At 50.8% G+C, this 21614-nt stretch carries 19 protein-coding genes and 1 tRNA gene; 9 read left to right on the top strand and 11 right to left on the bottom strand.

The window, feature by feature from the left end; genetic code table 11:
- Positions 1–40: 40 nt before the first annotated feature.
- Positions 41–115 (bottom strand) — tRNA-Val (locus tag B2118_RS06830).
- A 180-nt stretch (positions 116–295) separates the two neighbouring features.
- Between B2118_RS06830 and B2118_RS06835 the strand changes: the two genes are divergently transcribed.
- The 3 genes from B2118_RS06835 to B2118_RS06845 all read left to right on the top strand — a co-directional run bounded on the left by B2118_RS06835 (position 296) and on the right by B2118_RS06845 (position 3815).
- Complete coding sequence (locus B2118_RS06835) at positions 296–982, top strand: MarC family protein (RefSeq protein WP_428054452.1); 687 nt, start codon at positions 296–298, stop codon at positions 980–982.
- Between the two features lie 75 nt (positions 983–1057).
- Complete coding sequence (uvrB, locus tag B2118_RS06840; RefSeq protein WP_428054454.1) at positions 1058–3073, top strand: excinuclease ABC subunit UvrB; 2016 nt, start codon at positions 1058–1060, stop codon at positions 3071–3073.
- 154 nt (positions 3074–3227) lie between these two features.
- Positions 3228–3815: a biotin--[acetyl-CoA-carboxylase] ligase gene (locus tag B2118_RS06845; protein WP_428054456.1), complete on the top strand. Its 588-nt coding sequence runs from the start codon at positions 3228–3230 to the stop codon at positions 3813–3815.
- A gap of 64 nt (positions 3816–3879) precedes the next feature.
- Here B2118_RS06845 and B2118_RS06850 read toward each other — a convergent pair whose 3' ends face one another.
- Entirely contained in the window at positions 3880–4245 is a 366-nt protein-coding gene (locus tag B2118_RS06850) for a response regulator transcription factor (RefSeq protein ID WP_428054458.1), read from the bottom strand.
- A gap of 44 nt (positions 4246–4289) precedes the next feature.
- On the opposite strand from B2118_RS06850, the gene tilS reads away from it, so the two are divergent.
- Complete coding sequence (gene tilS, locus B2118_RS06855; protein ID WP_428054461.1) at positions 4290–5036, top strand: tRNA lysidine(34) synthetase TilS; 747 nt, start codon at positions 4290–4292, stop codon at positions 5034–5036.
- Here tilS and B2118_RS06860 read toward each other — a convergent pair.
- Positions 5021–5788 (bottom strand): TIGR02757 family protein, encoded by a 768-nt coding sequence (locus B2118_RS06860; protein ID WP_428054463.1) that lies wholly within the window; start codon positions 5786–5788, stop codon positions 5021–5023. The genes tilS and B2118_RS06860 overlap by 16 nt on opposite strands.
- Positions 5789–5823: 35 nt before the next feature.
- On the opposite strand from B2118_RS06860, the gene B2118_RS06865 reads away from it, so the two are divergent.
- Positions 5824–7281 (top strand): UDP-N-acetylmuramoyl-L-alanyl-D-glutamate--2,6-diaminopimelate ligase, encoded by a 1458-nt coding sequence (locus B2118_RS06865; protein WP_428054465.1) that lies wholly within the window; start codon positions 5824–5826, stop codon positions 7279–7281.
- Positions 7274–8668 carry a UDP-N-acetylmuramoyl-L-alanine--D-glutamate ligase gene (murD, locus tag B2118_RS06870; protein ID WP_428054467.1) on the top strand — a complete coding sequence of 465 codons (1395 nt, stop codon included), beginning with the start codon at positions 7274–7276 and terminating at the stop codon, positions 8666–8668. The genes B2118_RS06865 and murD overlap by 8 nt, the downstream gene beginning before the upstream one ends.
- A gap of 62 nt (positions 8669–8730) precedes the next feature.
- Here murD and B2118_RS06875 read toward each other — a convergent pair whose 3' ends face one another.
- Genes B2118_RS06875 through B2118_RS06905 form a run of 7 tightly spaced genes read right to left on the bottom strand, consistent with a single transcriptional unit; the run spans position 8731 to position 15914 of the window.
- A complete protein-coding gene (locus tag B2118_RS06875; protein ID WP_428054469.1) occupies positions 8731–9219 on the bottom strand; it encodes a nucleoside deaminase in 489 nt (162 codons plus the stop codon).
- 33 nt (positions 9220–9252) lie between these two features.
- Positions 9253–11112, bottom strand: a complete 1860-nt coding sequence (locus tag B2118_RS06880) for a ComEC/Rec2 family competence protein (protein ID WP_428054471.1) — start codon at positions 11110–11112, stop codon at positions 9253–9255.
- A complete protein-coding gene (gene recR / locus B2118_RS06885) occupies positions 11112–11705 on the bottom strand; it encodes a recombination mediator RecR (RefSeq protein WP_428054473.1) in 594 nt (197 codons plus the stop codon). Before recR ends, B2118_RS06880 begins: the two co-directional genes overlap by 1 nt.
- 3 nt (positions 11706–11708) lie before the next feature.
- Positions 11709–13526 carry a DNA polymerase III subunit gamma/tau gene (gene dnaX, locus B2118_RS06890; protein ID WP_428054475.1) on the bottom strand — a complete coding sequence of 606 codons (1818 nt, stop codon included), beginning with the start codon at positions 13524–13526 and terminating at the stop codon, positions 11709–11711.
- A gap of 2 nt (positions 13527–13528) precedes the next feature.
- Positions 13529–13969 carry a DoxX family membrane protein gene (locus B2118_RS06895; protein WP_428054477.1) on the bottom strand — a complete coding sequence of 147 codons (441 nt, stop codon included), beginning with the start codon at positions 13967–13969 and terminating at the stop codon, positions 13529–13531.
- Between the two features lie 12 nt (positions 13970–13981).
- Positions 13982–14836, bottom strand: coding sequence for a hypothetical protein (locus B2118_RS06900; RefSeq protein ID WP_428054479.1), 855 nt, complete (start codon positions 14834–14836; stop codon positions 13982–13984).
- A gap of 4 nt (positions 14837–14840) precedes the next feature.
- Positions 14841–15914 (bottom strand): 1,9-bis(guanidino)-5-aza-nonane synthase, encoded by a 1074-nt coding sequence (locus tag B2118_RS06905; protein WP_428054481.1) that lies wholly within the window; start codon positions 15912–15914, stop codon positions 14841–14843.
- A 127-nt stretch (positions 15915–16041) separates the two neighbouring features.
- Between B2118_RS06905 and glyA the strand changes: the two genes are divergently transcribed.
- From glyA to B2118_RS06920, 3 genes are all read left to right on the top strand, one after another.
- Positions 16042–17289, top strand: coding sequence for a serine hydroxymethyltransferase (gene glyA, locus B2118_RS06910; RefSeq protein ID WP_428054483.1), 1248 nt, complete (start codon positions 16042–16044; stop codon positions 17287–17289).
- Between the two features lie 166 nt (positions 17290–17455).
- Positions 17456–18670: a hypothetical protein gene (locus B2118_RS06915; protein ID WP_428054485.1), complete on the top strand. Its 1215-nt coding sequence runs from the start codon at positions 17456–17458 to the stop codon at positions 18668–18670.
- Positions 18671–18690: 20 nt separating this feature from the next.
- Positions 18691–19878, top strand: a complete 1188-nt coding sequence (locus tag B2118_RS06920; protein ID WP_428054487.1) for a hypothetical protein — start codon at positions 18691–18693, stop codon at positions 19876–19878.
- A 345-nt stretch (positions 19879–20223) separates the two neighbouring features.
- Here the strand turns inward: B2118_RS06920 and B2118_RS06925 are convergent, their stop codons facing one another.
- Positions 20224–21348 carry an SEL1-like repeat protein gene (locus B2118_RS06925; RefSeq protein WP_428054489.1) on the bottom strand — a complete coding sequence of 375 codons (1125 nt, stop codon included), beginning with the start codon at positions 21346–21348 and terminating at the stop codon, positions 20224–20226.
- Positions 21349–21614: the final 266 nt, after the last annotated feature.

A 21614-nucleotide genomic window follows, 5' to 3' on the forward strand; every position in this document is an offset into this window, starting at 1 on the left:
ACGGCAAAAAAATACCCCCGTGCACCGGGGGTATTCTAAATGGTGGGCAGTACAGGATTTGAACCTGTGACCTTTCGCGTGTGAGGCGAACGCGCTACCGCTGCGCCAACTGCCCGAAATCTTGTATATTTATTATAACAATTTCCCGCCCTGTTTGGAAAGTTTTTCTTTTTTCCCCCCGTAAAATCAAGTTTCTGCTGTGGGCATCCGCTTTATTTTATATACTATTAGCAAGGATAAAATGTCTGCTTTTAGGCAAGCAATTTTCGTTTAAAAGGAGTGTTTACAACACACTATGGATTGGAGTTTGCTGGTAAACGCGTTTATCGCTACGCTGGCTATTTTGAACCCCATCGGCAATATGCCGATTTTTCTGGAACACGTGGAAAATGACGAGCCCAAAGTGCAGCGCGCCGTTGCGCTGTTAATGGCGTTGTCCATTTTCATTATGCTGACGATTTTCTTCATCTTCGGCAGCAAGATTTTGAGCGTGTTTGGTATTACGATTCCCGCCTTCCGCCTGGCCGGTTCTATTATTCTGTTGGGCGTGGGGCTGCGTATGTTACAGGGTAAATCTAAATTTGAACGCAACGGCTTAGAGGCCGCCCCCGCGCAAGGAAGCACCTTTGACCGCGCGCGCGACCGTTTAAGCCACATCGTTGTCCCCGTTGGGATGCCGCTTTTTATCGGCCCCGGCTCTATCGCTACGGTAATGCTGTACGCTGAAAAAATAACCTCGTTTCCAATGGCCGTTATGATGATTGGCGTGCTGTTTCTCTGCGCGGCTTCCGTGGGTGCGGTGTTGGTGGCTTCGCGTTATTTGTTTACCAAAATCGGCCCCAACGGTACGCAGATTGTCATCCGCTTTATGGGGATGATTTTGTGCTCTATTGCGATGCAATTTATGATTGACGGCGTAGGCCAACTGCTCCCGGGCGTGCTGGACGCGCACTTTTTGGGCAGTATATCCTCCGCTTCGTAATCAAACCCCGGCTTTCTTTCGGGCGGCTTAACGGCCGCCCTTTTTTATGTCCGCCAGAATAGGTACAATACTTGTATGGACCAGTTTAAACTCGTTTCTAAATTTAAGCCGGCGGGCGACCAGCCCAAGGCCATTGACGCCCTGACAAACGGCATTTTGGCGGGCAAAACGCGCCAAACGCTGCTGGGCGTAACGGGCTCCGGCAAAACCTTTACTATGGCCAACGTCATCACGCGGCTAAACCGCCCGACGCTTATTTTGTCGCCCAATAAGGTGTTGGCCGCGCAGTTGTATGGCGAGTTTAAACAGTTCTTCCCTGAAAACGCCGTAGAATATTTTATTTCCTATTACGATTATTACCAGCCCGAAGCGTATATCCCGCAAACGGATACGTATATTGAAAAGGACTCCGCCGTCAACGAGCATATTGATAAACTGCGCTTAAAGGCCACCACCTCGCTTTTGACCCGCAAGGACGTGATTGTGGTGGCATCCGTTTCGTGCATTTACAACATTGGCTCGCCGGATAGTTTTAGGGAAATGCGTATTTATGTAAAAAGGGGCGCGGAAATGACGCGCTCCCAACTTTCAGGCCGACTGATTAAAATCCAGTACCACCGCGACGAAATGGAATTTACCTCGGGCAATTTCCGTATGCGCGGGCCGTTTACGGACATTATGACCCCGTACAGCCAAAACGCCCTGCGCGTGGAAATAGCGGGCAAAACGATTGCGCACATTTACGAAATTCACCCTATTACGGGCAATGTGCTGGCGGAACTTGACGAGGCTTGGATTTATCCGGCCAAGCACTTTGTGGCGACGGACGAGGACACGCAAAGCGCGATTGACAACATCCGCCGCGACTTGGATTTGCGCCACGCGGAACTGTTAAAAATGGGCAAGGAATTGGAAGCCTACCGTCTAAAACAACGCACCGAATACGATTTGGAAATGCTCCAACAGGCGGGCTTCTGCCCCGGCATTGAAAACTATTCCCGCTACATTGACGGCCGAAAACCCGGCGAACGCCCGGCTTGTTTATTGGACTACTTTAAAAAGTACGATGACTTTTTAATGATGGTGGACGAATCGCACGTTTCTCTGCCGCAGGTGCGCGGGATGTTCAACGGGGACCGCGCCCGCAAGCAAATGCTGGTGGACTTCGGTTTCCGCTTGCCGTCGGCCTTGGATAACCGCCCGCTGAAATTTGACGAATTTGAAAAATTGCTCCCCTCTACCATTTTTGTATCTGCCACGCCCGGCCCATATGAACTGACCGTTTGCGGCAACAACATTGTAGAGCAGGTCATCCGCCCGACGGGCTTACTGGACCCCAAGGTGTATATACACCCCACGGCGGGGCAAATTGACCATTTGGTGGAAAAGATTAGCGAGCATAAGGCCCGAGGGGAACGCACCTTGGTACTGGCGCTCACCAAAAAAACCGCCGAAGATTTAAGCGCGTATTTCACCGAAAAGAACATCAAAACGCGCTATTTGCACTCCGATATTGAGGCCTTGGACCGTGTGGAAATTTTAAAGGATTTCCGCCAAGGCAAGTTTGATGTGCTCGTGGGCATTAACCTGTTGCGCGAGGGGATTGATATCCCGCAAGTGGGCTTCGTGGCGATTTTGGGCGCGGACAACGAAGGATTCTTGCGCAACACGACTACGCTTATCCAAATTTCGGGCCGCGCCGCGCGTAACGCAGACGGTGAGGTCGTTTTGTATGCGGACCGCAAGACGGATTCCATTAAGTACGCAATGAACGAAATGAACCGCCGCCGCGCCCTGCAAGAAGCGTACAACAAAGAGCACCACATTACGCCTAAAACGATTCAAAAAACAGAAGTGGAATTAAAGGAATTTGAACAACAAACCAAATCCAGCGCGTTCGGCATTTTGAGCGACACCTTGCCGACGCCCACGCTTAAAAACTTAAAATCGGTGGAAAAGGATATTGAACAGCAAATGTTGCAAGCCGCCGAAGCGCTTAACTTTGAACTGGCCGCCGAACTGCGCGACCGCCTGTTTGAGTTACGCCAAATGAGCGTCAAATCCCCCGCCAAGAAAAAAGGTAAAAAATAATTCTTGCAAATCCTATGCGGAAGAAAATTCTATTTGTCCTTTATTTATTTTTTATGGCGATGTACAGTTATGCGAACAATATTTCATAGGGGCTAGGCCCTTGACCTAGTGCGGGTCTTTTTCTTTCGCGCGGGGAAATTGGTAAAATATAATTATGGCAGAAACAACCTTCCCTTTACAATCCGTTACCAAAGTAATCGGCCTGGAACGCGTGGACAGCACGCAGGCCTTGGCCGCTGAACTCGCGTTAAAAGGCGAGCCCGAAGGAACCCTCGTCTTGGCGTGCGAACAGACCGAAGCGTTCGGCCGCGACGGTCAACCCTTCTACTCCGCCGAAGGAGGCGTATATTTTACGCTCCTGCTTCGCCCAAATAAATCCGAAGAAGCCTTGCACGGTTTAGGCGAAAAAATGGCCGGGGTTATCGCGCATACCCTTACTTCTATTTTTGAAATTAAAGCCAAAGCCACCGCTGACGGCGATACCTTGGTGTGGGACAAAGCCGCGCACAAGTGGAAGAAAATCGCGGGCGTACTGGTGCAAACCGTACAGACAGATAAGAACGAACCGGTGTTGCTTGGCGTAGGGATTCACCTAAATAATCCGCTTCCTGCTTCGCGCAAAAAAACCGAGGCAAGTTTAAAGCAACTTATCCGCACGGAAACAAGCAAGGAATTATTTTTGGATGAACTCTTGGAGAACTTTTGGAAGGAGTATTCCTATTGGCTGGCTTCCGCCCGCTAGAATTTAACACTACACAAAAAAGCCGCCCGTTAAAAAACGGACGGCTTTTTTAGTTTTCAAATTTCTAATCGCCCAACGCTTGTTTTACCTTAGCGATAAACTCTGTCAACACAAAAGGCTTGGAGCAGAAACTTTTCACTTGCGGATAAGGCAAGAACATCTTTTCCGACTCCACCAGCGCCGACGTTACAATTACGGGCGTGGAGGACAAGGCTTCGTCTTCCCCCATAATTTTTACAATGCTCGCGCCGTCCAGCCCCGGCAGCATTACATCCAAAATTACCAGGTGCGGATGGACCTTCTTCATCGTGGCAATAGCGTCGCGCCCGGTTTGGCAGGAATAAATTTCGTAGCCTTCGCGCGCGAGGATTAAAGTCAGCAAATCAACAATGCTTGCTTCGTCTTCTACAATTAAAATTCTTTTTTTCATACAGGCATTATCCCCTTGGTCTTATTATTTATTATACTTTTTATATGCCCAAAAAAAATTTTAATGCCTCCGTCCTGCCGCGTATGCGCGCTTTTTCCAACCGTTTAATCAGCCGCGGGGACAGTGTTTTAGTCGGCCTTTCCGGCGGGGCGGACTCCGTTTGTCTGCTTCATTTTTTGCAATATTTAGCCAAAGAAAAACATTTTTCCTTGGCGGCCGTGCACATTAACCACGGCCTGCGCGGCAAGGCGGCGGACGCGGATGAAGATTTTTGCCGGGACTTGTGTAAACAGTTGGATATTGAATTTTTCTCTGCCAAGGTAAACGCACAGCAGACGGCGGCGGAATTTAATTTAAGCCCGGAGCACGGCGCGCGCAAGGCCCGTTACACGGCGCTACTGAAAGTGGCGCGCAAATGGGGCGCCAACAAGTTGGCCCTCGGGCACCAGTTGGACGATCAGGCCGAAACAATTTTGCTTAATTTATTGCGCGGAACCAAGGCCAAGGGGCTGACAGGCATCCCCGTACAGCGTCCGCTTGCCAAAGGGGTGGATATTATCCGCCCGCTAATGTGCATTACCCGGCAAGAGACCGAGGAATACCTAAAAAATAACGGGCTAACCCACATTACCGACCAGACGAATTTTGACGATGTTTACACGCGCAACTGGGTACGCGGCACGCTGCTGCCACTATTGGAAGGCAAACAGCCGCAAATCAAAAGCCACCTTGCCTTAATGGCGACGGAATTGGAAAAATTATTTGAAAAGTCCGCTCACAAGTCGTTGTAACTCATATCATCGCGGATGCCGAAGCGCGTCAAACAAAAATCGTATTTAATGGGGTCTTGCGGACAATGCTTTTTAAGCTCGGTGGAGATTTCCAGCACGGCGGTAATATCGGCCGCGTTGCGCTTGGTAAGCCCCAGTTTTTGGGCAATGCGGTGCATATGCACGTCTAGCGGAACCAGTAGTTTTGCGGGACTAATTTGCTTCCACCCGCCGGGGTCCACTTCATCTTGGCGCACCATCCAACGCAAAAATAAATTTAACCGTTTTAGCGCACTTTTTTTATCCGGGTCAGGCACCAAGGAGTGCAAGTCGCCTCCGCGGCGCAATTCCCGCGCAAAGCCTTTTATAGCAGGCAAGACGGTTTCGTCCACCGGATTATAATGCACTAAAAAGCAATCTTCCAGCGAGCCGTATTTTTTAAGGATATTTTTTATAGCCAGCCAAAAATAAACAAGTTCTTTTTCCGTCGTAAAGCGGTATTTAAATCCTTTGAAAATTTTGGTCAGTTTGGCGGGCGTGGCAGACTGTGCAAAGTCCCTAGGGGACGGACCTGCCGCAGCCAAAATAAAATTTACCGTTTTGATAATTTGCTTTACGTTCCCATAAGCAAAACAGGCGGCTATTAACGCCACGATCTCCCGCTCGCGGACATCGGGGTAATCGTACAAAAATTGGAGCGGATCCGGGTTGCACAGGCCGCGCTTGTTATAGCGGGCGTATAAGGCTTCAAAATAGCGGGTCGTTTTTTTCATTTTCTATATTCTAGCAATTTGATACCATATCTTATATGTCCAGCATTGTATTAAATGAAGCCCGCCGCTTGGGCCTGCACATTACCGGGCTGACGTTCCGCTCGCAAGAGGTCCGCCCGGGGAGCATTTTTTTTGCCTTAAAGGGCGCCAACGCCGACGGCAATTTATACATTGGCGATGCCGTCTTGCGCGGGGCCGTACTGGTGGTATCCGCCCAGCCCCAGCCAAGCGTTTGTGCGGTGCCTTATTTGCAATCAAAAGATATTGACCGCGATATGGCTGACGCCGCCTATGAATTTTACGGCCGCCCGTCCGACGCAATGCAAATGATTGGCATTACGGGCACCAAGGGCAAAACCTCTATTGCGTATTTGCTGGAATCCATTTTAACCTGTGCGGGGCGCAAGGTGGGCGTATTGGGCACGGTAAACTACCGTATGGACGGAAAGGTGCTTTGCGCGGCCCCTAACACTACCCCGGCGGCTATCCCGCTTTTTAATCTGCTGGCGCAAATGAAAAAGGCCCAATGCCAAAATGTGGTAATGGAAGTTTCCTCCCACGCGCTGGCCCAACAGCGCGTCAAACACATTTGGTATGATACGGCCGTTTTTACCAATTTACAGCGCGACCATTTGGATTATCACCATACCTTTGAAAATTACTTTTTAGCCAAGCAAAAACTGTTTGAAAACTTGGTCGACCCCGCCAATAGTAAACCAAACCGCACCGCCGTGATTAACGCAGACGACCCGTACGGCGTGCGTCTGGCGGACCTCTTAAAGGGGCGCGTAAAGGTGGTTACGTTTGGGCTGGAAAAAGAAGCCGATTTTAAGGCCACGGACATTTGCGAGCGTTTAACGGGTACTTCGTTTTGCGTAAACGGCACCCCAATGAAAATTAGCCTTTTGGGCCGCCACAATGTGTATAACGCCCTTGCGGCGTATGCGGTGGCAAAGGCCAATGGGGTGGACGAAGCCCATATTAAACAAGGCCTTTTGGCTTTGCCCGGCGTGCCGGGGCGTATGGAACGCATAGACGAGGGGCAGGATTTTTTTGTATTTGTGGATTTTGCTTACACGGACGAATCCCTAAACCGCGCGCTGGATACGGTTGCCCCCTTTAAAAAAGGCCGCACGATTGTCGTCTTCGGCTGTGGGGGCCAGCGGGACCGCACCAAACGCCCTCTAATGAGTCATACGGCTTGCACGCGCGCAGACTATGTTTTTTTAACAAACGACAACCCGCGCTGTGAAGATCCGAAACAGATTTTTAATGATATCTTGCAGGGGATGAACGGGCAGACCAATTACGAATTAGTGCCCAACCGCGCGGAGGCCATCCGCCGCGCTTTATCGTCCGCCCGCAAAAATGATATTGTAATTATTGCAGGAAAAGGACACGAGGATTATCAAATTATCGGCACGGAAAAGAAGCACTTTTCCGACCAAGAGACCGTCCGAGCCTTTTTGCACGGGAGAAAAACAAATGTTTAAAAGAGAAAAATTATCCGGCAACCGGGCAGGTGTTTTAGGTCTGGGAAAGAGCGGCCGGGCGGTGGCTACTTTGCTCGCGCAAAACGGCTTTGACGTGCTCATCAGCGAGGAAGCCCCCGTGGCGCACGCGGAGTCTTTTCTGTTCCCCAAAGGGGTGCGCGTGGAAACGGGCGGACACTCGGCAGACCTTTTTAAATGTAATTTTTGGATAAAAAGCCCCGGCATTTTGCCCCACTCGCATCCCCTTGTGGAAGCCAAAAAACAAGGCATCCCCGTATATAGCGAATTGGAAACCGCACTCGCCTTTATGCCCAAGAGCATACGCGTCTTTGCGGTAACGGGCACGAACGGCAAGACCACAACTACGGCTTTGCTGGGCGAAATTTTAAAGTTGCACGCCGCGCGCGAGGGCAAAAACCGCCAAGTATTTGTTTGCGGCAACATCGGCAGCCCGGTTTCACTTTGTGCAAACCAAGTAAAAAAAGGCGATGACGTAGTGATTGAAGTGTCCAGTTACCAGTTGGAGGATAGCACCTATTTCCGCCCGAATTTTGCCTGCATTTTAAACGTAACGCCCGACCATTTGGACCACCACGGCGGGATGAAGAATTACATTAAGGCCAAAGCCAAGGTGTTTAAAAACCAACGTGCGGGTGATGTACTGGTAGTAAACGGCGCGGACACCGTTTGCGCAGAACTGGTGGAAAAAGTGAAATCCAAGGTACTGGCGTTTTCCACACACCCTAAGCATTTGCTTAAAACGGATGTATTTTTTGACGGAGATGAATTGATTTTCAGCGAAGGGCACCAAATCCGCCCGCCGCATTTGAAAGGGATTCACAATGTGGAAAATGCAATGTCCGCCGCGCTAATGGCCTTGGCCTCCGGAGTGCCCGCGGATACAATTCAAACGGTGTTTGATAAGTTTGAAGCAATGGAGCACCGCATTGAGCAATTTGCCTATCACCGCGGAGTGGTGTATGTAAACGATTCCAAGGCAACGAATTTGGATTCCACCATTACGGCCCTTAAAAGTTTTGAAAAGGCCAAAAACCTGTGGCTGATTTTGGGCGGGCGCGACAAGGGGGCCTCGTATGAGGTGTTAATCCCATATTTAAAGGATTACTGCAAGCGCGTACTGACGATTGGCGAAGCGATGGATAAGATTGAGCGGGAGTTGCACGGCGCTTTTCCGCTGACGCGCTGCGGCACGCTGGAAAAGGCGGTAGAAGCCGCAATGTCCGGCGCGGTAAAGGGCGATGTGGTGCTGCTGTCGCCCGCGTGTTCCAGTTTTGACCAATTCAAAGATTTTGAACAGCGCGGCAAAATTTTCAAACGCCTGGTAGATGCGCACATCTTCAACGATAGAACTACTAATAAGAAGTAAAAAACTTCGTTGTCGGAAAAGTACAAAAATAAACTCCCTAGGCAAAGCCCAGGGAGTTTATTTTAATATTCAATCTTATCTGCTTTGTTGCCCCATTGTTCAAACGGTTCCGTTTTGTTGGAAACATCTATGCAATAGGTTTTAATAGCGCGTTTGTCGGTGGGCAAAACGACTTCTTTGTAAATAAATTCATCGTCAAAGCCGTATTTGGCCGCGGTAAAGCGGTCCGCCGCAAAATACAGTGCCTTGGGGCGGCACCAGTAAATGGCGCCCAAGCACATCGGGCACGGCTCGCAAGAGGAATAAATAATGCAATCCGTCAATTCAAAAGAGCCTAACTTTTTGCAAGCTTTGCGGATAGCGTCAACTTCGGCGTGGCGGGTCGGGTCGTTGGTAGAAGTTACCTGGTTGCAGCCACGGGCGATAATCTTCCCGTCTTTTACAATGACTGCACCGAACGGACCGCCCTTGCCCGAGTTCATACCTTTCTCGGCCATTTTAACGGCTTCCTTCAAAAAACGTTGGTGTTGTTTTAATTCTGCTTGTTCCATAATCGTGTCCTCCACAGCGCTTTTTTATTATATCTAAATTTTAAGCGCAATGGTTTTATTTCTTTGTGCGGTGGCGTGCTTTTCCCCGCTGTAAGCAAAGCGCGCAAACGCGCCCAAACAGGCCTTTTTACCCTTGTAAATAAAGCAGTAGGACGCGTCGTCCTTATCTGTGCCCGAGTAACCCTCGCTTATCCAGCGGCGGCCTTCGCGCGTTTCGTGTTCTCCCCAGTTTAGTTGAACGGTTACGGGTCCAAAGGCGAAATTATCGCCTGGCCAATTATCCGCAAACGGGCGGATAACCAGCGTCTTGGGAAACCGTGTAAAAAATTCCGGCGGAACGGGTTCGTCCGTAAAAAGCAAAACGGCACTTGGTTGTTTAACCCCGGTTTTTAAAAGAGTGGCCTGCAATTTTTCCGGGTCCAAGTCGCTGCCCGCTAAAAACGCCCCGCCGTTTTTCGTGCGGATTACGGCCCCGCTTTTGTTCCACTCGTTTAATAAATAAATTTGTATGTCCGGCGCGAAAAAATATTCCGCAAGCGGTGCGCCGAAAAGAACCACTAAACACGGAAGCGCGATTTTGCGCGCAAAATTTTTAAGCGGCAAATTAAACATTAAAAACAGTCCCGCGTAATAGGCGGTAATCGTGCCCGCGCTCCAAGCGGCCATTTGCAAGGCGGACATTTTAAACGAAGCAAAATAAACCACCAAGGTTTTAAATAGCCATAGCGCCCCATACGTTACCGTATGTAAAATCCACCCCAAATGCAGCAAATTGCACACATAATACGCAAACGAAAGCCCCATTAATACCGAGGCCAGCGGCACCAAAAGCATATTGGAAATAAGCCCCGTTACTGATACTTTGTAAAAAACATTGGTAAATTCGGGCAGTAGCACCAGTTGGGTGGAGAGGGTGGCCAAAAAGATTTGCGCAAAAAAGCGCAGGGCTTTTGGCCATTTCCCGGGCACTTTATAATTGTTAAGGCAAATAATAATGGCAAGCGTTGCCAAAAAGGACATTTGAAATCCCGTTTCAAACACCGAAGCGGGCTGAAAAAGCAAAATCAAAAAGCACGAAACCAGCAACCCTTGGAAAACGCCGCTGTTGCGCCCTAATAAATACCCGGTGCAGGCGCAAACCGCCATAAAATAAGCGCGCACAAGCGGCGCGTCAGCCCCGGCAATCAGCGTGTAGGCTCCCGCCACGCCTAATGCCAAAAGGAGCATTTTCTTGCGGCTTAACCCTATCCACGAGCAAACCGCCAGCGTAAGGAGTGTAACAAACCCCACGTTACCGCCCGAGGCCACCAATAAGTGGATGGCGCCGCTGTCTTGGAACGCGCTGTAAAGCGCCGGGTCCTGCTCGCCGCGCTCCCCTAATAATACGCCGCCCGCAATGGAGGCTAAATCGGGCGGAAAGGCTTCGTTTAATACGCGCAGAATATCCGCGCGCAAGGCCCGTATCACGCGCCACGGCCACGCGGCAGGACGCGCCACCGATACGGATGAACCTTTGATTTCGGTAAAAATACCTTTGTCCGCCAAGTAATTGCGCCAATCAAAATTGCCGAGTAAATCCACGCCGTAAGGTTGCTGTAAACGGCCTGAAATTTCCAAAACGTCCTTCCATTGCGGGGTAAAATCCGGCAGGCGTGCATAGATTTGCCCGGTTGCCTTTTGCCCGTTTACGGAGAAAACCTTGATAATTACGTTTTGGGATTTTTTCTTGCGGACCGCAAAACTTTCCACCCGCCCGGTGAGGGTAACTTCTTTTTGCGGCAGAAAGTGGAAAACGTCCTGCCCGGACGGGGCAGGACGGTAAAAGAACGTAAGACCGACAATTAAAGCCGCCAAACACCACAACAGCGGCCTTTTGTACATATCCGGGTGCATTAGAGTTTGGTGCGGCCTTTTAAAGAGTATCCGAGAGTCATTTCGTCAATGTAATCAATGTCCCCGCCCAGCGGTACCCCATAGCCGATACGCGTAACCTGCCCCACGAGCCCGCGCAGCAAATCTGCCAAATACAGCGCCGTCGTTTCGCCTTCGCTGTCAGGGTCCGTGGCAATAATAACCTCGCGCACCGGGGTTTGTGCGTGTTGCACGCGCTCTAACAGTTCGCGCACCTTTACTTGGTCCGCGCCGCGGCCTTCCATTGGGGAAATGGCCCCGTGCAAAACGTGATATACGCCTTTAAACGCGCCTGTTTTTTCAATGGATTCAATATCCTGCGGGTCCTCCACCACGCAAATCAGGCCGTGGTCGCGGTCTTGGTCGCGGCAAATAGGGCACAGGCCGTCCTCGCTGTATGCAAAGCATACGGGGCAGAGTTTAACGTCCTGCTTGACCGACAAAAGCGCATTGATAAATTCTTCCGTTTCGCCTTGCGAAGCACGCAAAAAATAAGCCGAAAAACGCTCCGCCTGCCGCGGGCCAACCCCCGGCAAACGGCGCAACGCACGGATAAAACGGTCTAAACTCTTCATAAACTAGGCTAACAACTCCCCGGGGATAATTTCCAAAATATCCTTTAATTCTTCGGGTGCATCGGCCGGAGCCGTACCTGCGGGGGCCACCGCATCCGCTGAAAAATCCCCTTTTACAAAGGGCTCTTCGTTGGAAATGGCCGCCGATACATTGCTGTTAGCCGCAGGGGCCTGTTTAGGCGCCGCGGCAGGAGCGGGTTTATCGTCCTTGGGCGTGCCGGAAGAAATTTTAAATTTAATGGTGCGGCCGCTTATTTTTTTAGCGGCGGCTTCCAAATCGCCCAACTTGTTTTGGGCCGGGATTTGGTAAAACTCCTTGCCGGGCGGAAAGCAAAGGGCCCACTCGTCTGCGCCGAATTGCACCGTGCTGTTTAACATTACATCATAAACAAACGGGCTCTTTTTAAATTGCAGAAGCATTTTATCCCAAATTTGGCGGTCCGTCAGCGTGCCGGAGGATACCGGTGCGGCTTCTTCTACCACCTCGTCATCGGCGATGATATCGTCCACGGTCGGGCGCGGTGCAGGCTTTACAACCGGCGAAGGTTTAACCACAGGAGCCGGGCGGACGGCGGCTGACGTTACGCGCGGTGCGGGAGCGGGTTTAGGCGTAGGCCGGGGCGTTGGCGCCGGGGCGCGGCGCACGGGGGCAGGTGCAGAAGCAACCGCCGGGAGGCCTTTTTCCAAGGCTTCCAAACGGCGCACAAAGTTATCCAAATCCAAGCAACTGTCCATTACCGTAAACAGCCCGACCTCGGCGCTGATTAAGGCGTTATCGGAAAATTTTACTTCTTCGGTAATTTTGTTTACCTTGCGCGAAAGTTGCGCCAAAAATCCGGGGGAAACCTTTTCGGTAATTTGCTTGGCCCCTTCAAAGGGTTCTCCGCCTTGGCCCAAGGCAAAGTAAAACAAATCGCCCAAGGCGTTTTTTAAATCTTTGAGAAAGGAATTGGCGTCAAAGCCCTCGTTTTTTAAGGTTTCAAAGGCTTGGTGCAGGGCCGCGTTGTCCTTTTGAACTAGCGCGGTAACCGTATCTTTGATTAATTCATCCGGCGTAAGGCCCAGCATTTCGCCCACTAATTTTTCGTCAATGCGGTTGCCGGAGTAGGCAATCGCGCGGTCCATTAAGGTCAGCGCGTCGCGCATAGCACCGCCCGCGTTTTTGGCGATAATTTTGGCCGCGCCGGGCGTTAAATCTATGCTTTCCGCTTCGGCCAAGTCTAGTAAGTGCGCGCTGATTTCGTCCACCGTTATCGGGCGGAAGCGGAAGGTTTGGCAGCGGCTGACAATAGTGGCGGGCACTTTGTGCTTTTCGGTGGTTGCTAATATAAAAACCACGTGGGCCGGGGGTTCTTCAATCGTTTTTAAAAGCGCGTTAAAGGAACTGGCCGAAAGCATATGCACTTCGTCCAAGATAAAAACTTTATAGCGGTCGCGCGACGAGGCCAAGGCTACTGTGTCAATAATGGCTTCGCGCACCTTTTCCACCTGCGTATTGCTCGCGGCGTCCAATTCCAGTACGTCCAGGTCTGCGCTTTGGGCGATTTCACGGCATTGGGGGCATTCTCCGCACGGTTCGGCGGTCGGCTTATCGTTGCCGTGCCCCGTACAGTTTAAGGCCTTTGCCAAAATACGCGCCGTGGTGGTTTTACCGCACCCACGCGGTCCGTAAAACAAATACGCGTGGCCGATGCGGCCCAGTTTTAAAGCGTTTTGGAGCGTTTTGGAAATGCTTTCCTGCCCCACCATATCTTCAAACTTTTGGGGGCGGTATTTGTTGGCTAAACTTACATATTGATGATTTTCGTCAAACATTTCCATAATTAACCTCTAAATTTTTTATTGGCGCGGCGCACCGCGTGGGAATAATCCAAACTGATTTTTCCGGGACCCAAGAGCGCACTCGGCAGCAAGGCCGCCGCCAGCAGCACTAGCAGCGCTACATACAGTTTATTAAAATCAGACGCAAAAAACACGGCCGCCAGCCCCGCCGTTGCAAGCAGGGAGAGCCCCGCCGCCGGGCGCGTAAACCAGCCCAGCATTAAAAGCAAACTTAAAAACAGTTCCGCTATTACAATCGTCAGCCCCGCCGGAACAGGTAGTGGCAGGCCCATAGCCGTGGCGTTATACAAAAATTCGCGGTAGAATAGTAAGCACCCTACGGTAATATACAGGAGCGTCAGCCCGGTCAAAAGCCGGGTTAAAAAAAGCGTCAGCGAAAACATTTTTTCGTCTATATTACAATGTAAATCAAGTTTAGGCACGGGTTCCTCCGGCTAGAATTCTATTTCGGCAGACATTGAAAAATACGTCTTGCGATTGGCTTCCCTTCGCGGTTCAAATACTTCCACACCGCCGGAAACCGACATCCCCCACAGCACAATGTGCAGCCCCGCACTGACGGCCGCCGCGCTGTCGCTAAGTTCGGCGTAGCGGTAGCGCACCAAGGCCGCATAAGGCGTTATAAAATCGGTTTGGTAACGCACGGACACGCCTGCGGCCTCTTTTACAAACCCTTGTACTACGGCTGTCATAAACGGGATATCCGCCCAACTAAACGTAACATTTGCGGGTTGGGAACTACTATATTTTATCACTTTATGCCAGGCGGCTTGCAGTTTCCAGTTTCCTACGTCGGTAGCTGCTTGGGCGTGTACGCCCGTTTCGGTTTGCGAGAACGCCCCGCCTGTCAAATCGTTACCCATTTTATCCACATACGAGCGGTAACGCGCCTGATAAAAACGCGCCGAAAGGCGCGGGTTTACAAATTGTTCCCAGCGGTAGAACGGAAACCACGTTCCGCCTAGGCCATATCCTACGGCCTGGTAACCCACCGCTTGCGGCTGCCAAAATCCGTCTGCGGTCAGCCGCCAAGTATCGTTTAGTTCGTAGGACACCCCCAACGCGTAGCGGGAAGTGGAGCCTGCTTCGTCAATTTCTTTGTCGGACATACGGTAGTAGCCGTATTCGGGCGATAAGATAAAACCGTTGTCCAAATTCCAATCATACGTGCCACGCATAGCGGCGTAGCCGCGTTCCCCGTTTACGCTGGAAAAATTTATCTGCCCGTAGCATAACGCACACGGGCAGATAAATAAACATAAACAAATAAACGCGGTTTTTACGCGCATCGGCTTATTTGGATTTTTTCGCTTTGGCCTTGGCAACCTTGGCGTCTTCGTCCTGTAAGAACTTGACGTAGTTGGAGGCTTTGCGTTTCTTCCAGGCGCCTTTGTGGTAACCGTAACCGATGATGAGCGGAATCAAGGTCGTGCATTCTCCGTACACCATCTGTTCCAAGGCGGTGGAAACTTTACCCCAAGAGGAAGCCTCTTTCAAGGTAGAGCCGGAAAGAGCCCCGTCGCGCACATCAGCCACCGTGATTTGTACGGCATATTTGTGCATAGGAGCGTCCGCGCCCAAAATTTCAGCAGCCACAACGGTATCCTGCGCAAAGTTTTTCGGTACGCCGCCGGACCACATCATAAGGCCCGTTTCTTTGGCTTTAATTTTGATTTTGGTCAGTTCCAAGAAGTCCTTGGCGCTGTCAATGGAAACGTGGGCTTCGGGGTGCTGGGTCTGGTGCGCTACAAAGCCGAAACCGGCAGAGCAGTCCGAGAACGCAGGCACAAACACCGGCACGCCGTGTTTGTAAGCGTTATAAACGATAGAATCTTTGCCTTTGCCTTTGCTTTCAAGCCATTTGCCCATTTCCCAGATAAATTCGCGGGAAGAGTAGGGGCGGGGTTCCAAGGCGTTGCAAATTTTGTGGATGGTTTCGTCGCATTCCTTCAACTGGTCTTCGTCAATATAGGTGTCGTAGATGCGGTCAATGTGCAAATCGCGCAGCAAGTTGTCATCTTGATTGTAGGGAGTACCAATGTAGTGTTTGTAGCCAAGGGCTTCAAAGAAGTCCTGGTCCACGATGTTGGCGCCGTTGGAAACAATCGCGTCAACCATATTGTTTTGAATCATATCCACCACGACTTTCTTCATACCCGCGGAAACGAGAGAGCCCGCAATACACAAAATGACGGAGCACTTTTTGTCGGAGAGCATCATATTGTAGATTTTGCTCGCTCTGGCCACTTCGCGAGAAGCGTAGGCCATATTTCCAAAGGCTTCCACCAAGGGAACCACATTGTATTTTTTGAGGTCAATGTGTTTGATGGTGTCTTTGAGAAAGTCTTTCTTGGTTAATTTTGCCATTTCTTTTTACACCTCTGCTGGATTTATTTACTTCTATTTAGTAAATTATAGTAAATATATTTAATTTTTCATAGGAAAATCGTATAAAAAATATGGGGCCTTAAAAAGGGGCCCGAGGAGTGTAAAAATGTATCCCGATTTAAAACAAACCGACCCGGCCGTTTTTGAGGCCGTAAGCCACGAATTAAACCGCCAGCGCGAAAAGTTGGAACTGATTGCTTCCGAGAATTTTACCTCGTTGGCCGTAATGCAAGCGCAAGGGTCTATTTTAACCAATAAATATGCCGAAGGCTATCCCGCCAAACGCTACTATGGCGGCTGTGAATTTGTGGATGTGGTGGAACAACTGGCGATTGACCGCGCCAAGCAACTCTTCGGCGCGGAGCACGCCAATGTGCAGCCGCACTCCGGGGCACAGGCCAATATGGCGGTGTATTTTGCTTTATTAAAACCCGGCGATACCGTGCTGGGGCTTAACTTGTCTCACGGCGGACACTTGACGCACGGCCATCCGCTTAACTTTTCGGGCAAGTTGTACAACATTGTTGCAATGAACGTGCGCAAGGATACCGAAGAAATTGATTACGACGAAGCCGCGCGCCTGGCCTTGGAACACAAGCCCAAACTGATTATGGCGGGGGCGTCCAACTATTCCCGCGTGTTTGATTGGAAACGCTTGCGCGAAATTGCCGATTCCTGCGGGGCGTATTTGGCGTGCGACGTAGCCCACTATGCGGGTTTGATTGCCGCCGGGGAATACCCGAGCCCGGTGCCGTATGCCGATGTGGTAACCACCACCACGCACAAAACCCTGCGCGGTCCGCGCGGCGGGCTGATTTTATGCAAGGCCGCTCTTGCCAAGGTCATTAACTCTGCCGTCTTTCCGGGCGTGCAAGGTGGGCCGCTGATGCACGTAATTGCGGGCAAGGCGGTATGCTTTGGCGAGGCCTTAAAGCCCGAATTTAAAGCCTACCAACACCAAGTAAAATTGAACGCCGCGGAACTGGCCAAGCAGTTAATGGCGCGCGGGTACCGCTTGGTGGCGGGGGGAACGGACAGCCACGTGATGTGCATTGATTTGCGCTCCAAAGGTTTAACGGGCAAAGCGGCCGAAGCCGCCCTGGATAAAGCGGGCATTACCGCCAACAAAAACACAATTCCCTTTGACCCCGAAAAGCCGTTTGTTACAAGTGGTTTGCGGTTAGGAACGCCCGCTATCACCACGCGCGGGATGAAGGAAGCGGATATGGCGCAGGTGGCCACGTTTATTGACGAGGCTATTTCGCACCATACGGACGAAGCGTACTTGGCGGGCGTGGCCCAACAAGTTAAAAAATTCTTGAAAAAATTCCCGCTTTATCCGACGCTTGCGTAATTTTATTACAGCCCCGGCCGGTGTTATCCGCCCGGGGCTTTCTCTATTTGCAGGCCTACAAAAAAGATAGGCCTTAAAGCCGGGTTTTTATAGGTCCAACGGCCCTGTTTATTTAGCGGGCAAACAGGTAAATTAATAATATCAGGCGTTCTTGCAAGGAGTGGCTATGAAAAAACGAATTTTATTTCTTTCCTGTTTGGCGGTTTTACTCGCGCAACCGTCCTTTGCGCAATCGGCCCTGGTAAAGGGCGGCGCAAAGGCCACGGGCAAAAACTTTATTAAAAAAGCCGTTACCCGCATTTACCCGCGTGTCCGGGTTCCCAAGGTTCCCTCTGTTGCGGTGCAAGTTCCCATAACGCCAATGGCCCCGTCCGTAGCCGTGCAGGTCTCCAAACAAATCGCCTCCGCCAGCCGTGTGCAATCCTCCTTTTTAAAGGGCACCGCCTTGCAACCCTTTGAGCAAAATACGCCGCATTATTTGTTTACCGTTTCATCCGCCAGTAAGATAAATGCTTTTAAGGCAAGCGGCTTTGTGATTGCCGAAGAATACAGCGGCGAGACCGTTTTGTGGGGGATTGCCCCGCAGGAATATGTGCAATATATGGGCAAGGATGTGGAAATTTCCTTTTATGTAAAAGGCAAAAAATTTACCTATCCGGCGGAAGTGGTTGTGTCCGGGCGCGCGGAAGGCATTAACGCCGCGCTCATCCGTCTGCCCCAAGAAGCCCTGCAAGTGGCCCGCCCGGTACTGTGGGCCAAGGACTTCCCCAAAAAGGGCACTAACCTTTTTACTTATGGCTATAACAAAGGCCAATACCAAAAAGCGCAGCGCCGCGTACTGACCACCAACTCGGAGCGTATTATTGAGGGGGTAAACCCGGAAGCGGAAGAAACCTTAACCAACGCGGGGGGCCTTGTGGTAAATGAAAAGGGCGAAGCCGTGGGTTTATCGCTTGGTACTTCGCATCCGCTAACAGACCGTGCGGAGTGGTACTGGAACCGTCGTTCCAACCGGGACTATCCCAAAAAGCAAGATTTATCCAATATTAGCGAAATTGTGCCGTTTTCCCGCTTGCAGGATTTACTGCGCGAATACCGCAATCCCGGCTCTGCGCGGCGCGTATTGCTGTTCGGCGGGCTTCGTGTAGGGAAATTGCCCATTACCGAAACGGTCAAAAGCGTAACCGCGTATTACGAGGACGGCTTTGAACAGACTTTAAACCAAAATCCGCTTTTAAAAGTGGCTTCTCTGGATACGGGGTTTGAATTTGCAGGCTTGCAAAAAGCCAAAATTGTTATCAGCCGGGCGGACGGCTCCACCTACACATATTGGGTGGATATGCAGACCCGCAACATCACATTGGAAGAAGCCATTAGATAAAGGTTTTAACGGGGGTAATAATGCAATACAGGGGTTTGGCTTTGGCGCTTGCCTGCGCTTGCTTTTTGACGGGGCCTGTTTGCGCGCAAGGCAAATTGCCGGGTGTTTTTAAAAATTTTAAAATTACACGTGCCTTGCGTGCCCGCTGGTTTAATAAAGTGCGCTTTCAGGTGAACAACCGCTTATTAACCGTGCCCGCACGCTCGCAGGCGGCCAATGCGTTGGCCCTGCGTTTAACTTCGCCTTTGCTGCGTACAAGCGTTTTAGAGCCCGCTAAACCGCGCCCGTTATCACCCGCGCCTAAAAATATCCGCCAAGCCGTTTTTACCTTACAGCACTCTCCGCAAACGCGCGGAAAGGGTTCTGCCTTTGCCGTCAAGATTAACGGGAAAATCTGGGGCGTTACGGCCAAGCACGTTTTAAACGATATAGGCCGGGAGCCGTATATTGAACTGTTTGATGAGGACGAAAAGCCGTTTTATACGCAGATTACCACGCTAAAAGAGGGGCATTTGCGCGGTGCGGATATTGCCATTTTTAAAATTCCGCCACAACTGGGAAAATATATCGTTCCGTTGGAAGCCGACGAAACGTTACCCTCTCCGCGAAACCCGGCGCAATCGGCCGGATTTTCCCACGGTAATTTTGCGTGGTTTAATAAAATTGATGTTTTGTTTTCCAGCACGCACCGCATTTTGGCTCGCTATCAGGATTTCCCCGTATTAAATGGCTATTGCGGTTCGCCCTTGCTTGTAAATGGCAAGGCGGCGGGCGTGTTTGTCGGCATTGTGGGCAATACCAATACGCAGCGTGCCGCGTGGCGTGCGCTTTTGGACCATAAACCGATTAACGATTTTAACCAAATTGTGCCTATGCAATGGGTGCGCCGTTTGGCGGAACAGGTGGAAACGCCCGGGCAATCCGTCGGCACCTTGGTCCGCGTGTTGGGGCGGCCCATTACGCATTTAACGCCTGATGAGGCAGTATTGCAAATTGTGCAGTTTAGAAACGGTCGTGTATTTAAGCAAATTCCTGCGTATCCGTTTATGGATTACCTGCATTTGGAGCGGTTTTTTGATATTGAGGCCAACGATAAAATCCGTGTGGTTATCCAAAAGAACGGACAACCCGGTACCCGCCCCGCTGAACTGTGGTACGATTTAGATATTTCCACCGGCACCCTGGCGAGCAGCAACTCTATACGCTAACTGATGGATTAATTAAGCCACACTATTTCTACAAAGTCGCGCTCTTCTAAAACGCCTAGGCCCTAATGGGCGGGTCCTGCGGACAGCCACTCAATGCGCTGACTAACGATTAGTGGAGCCACCCTGTTTTTACAAAGTTGCTAACAAATTAATAAAATAAAAGTCATTCTGGAAGGTTTTTGTCCAGAATCTATTCCTTATTAAATAACGACAGATCCTGGACTACAACTTTCCTGGATGACGACAATGACCCAAGATGTAGATACTGAAAATTCTACGGGTTGCCAAACTTTACGAAATCAAAAAAGTCAGCCCCTAGGCTTTTCCCGGGGGCTGGTTCATTTTCTACTGGTTTAAAAGTTCACGCGCGGCTAAATTTCCGCCCGCCGAGGCCTTTTCCAGCCAAGCACGGCCCTCTTTTTTATCCTTGGGTACGCCAAGGCCTTTCCAATAAATCTGCCCGAGCACGTATTGCGCTGCCGTATCGTTTTGGTTGGCGGCTTTTTTGAAAAATTCAATCGCCAGCGGCACGGACCGCTCCGTGCCTTGGCCCTGCATAAGCATAAAGCCCGTCATATATTGCGCTTGGGCCAGTCCGCCCTCCGCCGCGTTGGAAAACCACGCAAAGGCGTCTTGGTAATTGGCCGGCTCGGCCTTATAGGCCCGCTCGCCCAGCGCATATTGGGCAGACGGATTTTTGGCTTGTGCCGCCGCGCCCAACAGTTCTAACGCCTTGTTTTCGTCTTTTTCGGTTCCCTCGCCTTTTTGGTACATTTCGGATAGTTCAAACGCTGCCGCGGGCAACTGTCCCTCCTGCCAGGCGAGTGTAAAATAGCGCAAGGCTTCCTCGTCGTTTTTGGTAACGGGATAGCCCATACGGTAGCCTTCCCCGGCGGAAAGTTGGGCTTGGGTGTTGCCCTGTGCGGCTAGTAATAAGGTGGCCGAAAAGCGGTTTACCACATCGTAAAAATCGGGGTCCGCTTCCCGCTGGGCGCGCAAGGCTTCCTGCGCTTCTTGGCTGCCCATAGCGGACGCCTTTAAATTCCACAAAATACTATCGCCCTTGCTTGCGGAAAGGCCGCCAAGACCCTCGCTGTAAAAGCGCGCGAGTTCCGCTTGCGCGGCTACATTGCCCGCCTGCGCGGAGAGTTTGAGGTAGGGAAGGGCTTCCTCATAATCTTGCTTTACCAATGTGCCTTGGATGTATAACTGCGCAAGTTTCCACGCCGCGCCCGTATCGCCCAGTGCAGCGGCCTTGCGGTACCACTCGGCGGCTTGCGCGCCGTTAGGCTCTACGCCAAGGCCCTGCGCATAAAAATCCCCGGTTTTTACCGCAGATGGCACGTCCCCGGCCTGCGCTTGGGTTAAAGTTTTAGCGAAAGTGCGCTGTTGCGGTGTTTTATAAAAAACAAACGCATATATCCCGGCCGCCACGAGCAGGGCAACCGCAATTTTTAGAAAATTTTTCATATAATTCCCCAGATGTTTTTATATCTCTTTTTATTATACCTGTTTTGTTGTTCGTCATAACGGGTAAACTTATATGCGTTCATATTTATAAGGTTATTATTCTGAATTTAGTGCCCCGCAGGGGCGGCGCGCAGTGTTCCGCCATCCCGTAGTGTTGTTATACGGGATCTGGTGTCGCGCAAGAGAACAGCAACAGCAGATTCCCGACTACGACCTTCGGGAATGACGGCTTTATGAACAAAAGAGGTCATCCTGGGTATAAAGGC

This window comes from Candidatus Avelusimicrobium stercoris (assembly GCF_002437085.1).
Taxonomy (GTDB): domain Bacteria; phylum Elusimicrobiota; class Elusimicrobia; order Elusimicrobiales; family Elusimicrobiaceae; genus Avelusimicrobium; species Avelusimicrobium stercoris.

Bases quoted from the DNA above. Each gene is read 5' to 3' on its own strand.
- tilS (WP_428054461.1), top strand. From the start codon at position 4,290: ATGCCCAAAAAAAATTTTAATGCCTCCGTCCTGCCGCGTATGCGCGCT.
- B2118_RS06875 (WP_428054469.1), bottom strand. From the start codon at position 9,219: ATGGAACAAGCAGAATTAAAACAACACCAACGTTTTTTGAAGGAAGCC.
- B2118_RS06925 (WP_428054489.1), bottom strand. From the start codon at position 21,348: ATGAAAAATTTTCTAAAAATTGCGGTTGCCCTGCTCGTGGCGGCCGGG.
- B2118_RS06920 (WP_428054487.1), top strand. From the start codon at position 18,691: ATGCAATACAGGGGTTTGGCTTTGGCGCTTGCCTGCGCTTGCTTTTTG.
- dnaX (WP_428054475.1), bottom strand. From the start codon at position 13,526: ATGGAAATGTTTGACGAAAATCATCAATATGTAAGTTTAGCCAACAAA.
- B2118_RS06845 (WP_428054456.1), top strand. From the start codon at position 3,228: ATGGCAGAAACAACCTTCCCTTTACAATCCGTTACCAAAGTAATCGGC.
- uvrB (WP_428054454.1), top strand. From the start codon at position 1,058: ATGGACCAGTTTAAACTCGTTTCTAAATTTAAGCCGGCGGGCGACCAG.
- murD (WP_428054467.1), top strand. From the start codon at position 7,274: ATGTTTAAAAGAGAAAAATTATCCGGCAACCGGGCAGGTGTTTTAGGT.
- B2118_RS06880 (WP_428054471.1), bottom strand. From the start codon at position 11,112: ATGCACCCGGATATGTACAAAAGGCCGCTGTTGTGGTGTTTGGCGGCT.
- B2118_RS06900 (WP_428054479.1), bottom strand. From the start codon at position 14,836: ATGCGCGTAAAAACCGCGTTTATTTGTTTATGTTTATTTATCTGCCCG.
- B2118_RS06905 (WP_428054481.1), bottom strand. From the start codon at position 15,914: ATGGCAAAATTAACCAAGAAAGACTTTCTCAAAGACACCATCAAACAC.
- glyA (WP_428054483.1), top strand. From the start codon at position 16,042: ATGTATCCCGATTTAAAACAAACCGACCCGGCCGTTTTTGAGGCCGTA.
- B2118_RS06865 (WP_428054465.1), top strand. From the start codon at position 5,824: ATGTCCAGCATTGTATTAAATGAAGCCCGCCGCTTGGGCCTGCACATT.
- B2118_RS06860 (WP_428054463.1), bottom strand. From the start codon at position 5,788: ATGAAAAAAACGACCCGCTATTTTGAAGCCTTATACGCCCGCTATAAC.
- recR (WP_428054473.1), bottom strand. From the start codon at position 11,705: ATGAAGAGTTTAGACCGTTTTATCCGTGCGTTGCGCCGTTTGCCGGGG.
- B2118_RS06850 (WP_428054458.1), bottom strand. From the start codon at position 4,245: ATGAAAAAAAGAATTTTAATTGTAGAAGACGAAGCAAGCATTGTTGAT.
- B2118_RS06915 (WP_428054485.1), top strand. From the start codon at position 17,456: ATGAAAAAACGAATTTTATTTCTTTCCTGTTTGGCGGTTTTACTCGCG.
- B2118_RS06835 (WP_428054452.1), top strand. From the start codon at position 296: ATGGATTGGAGTTTGCTGGTAAACGCGTTTATCGCTACGCTGGCTATT.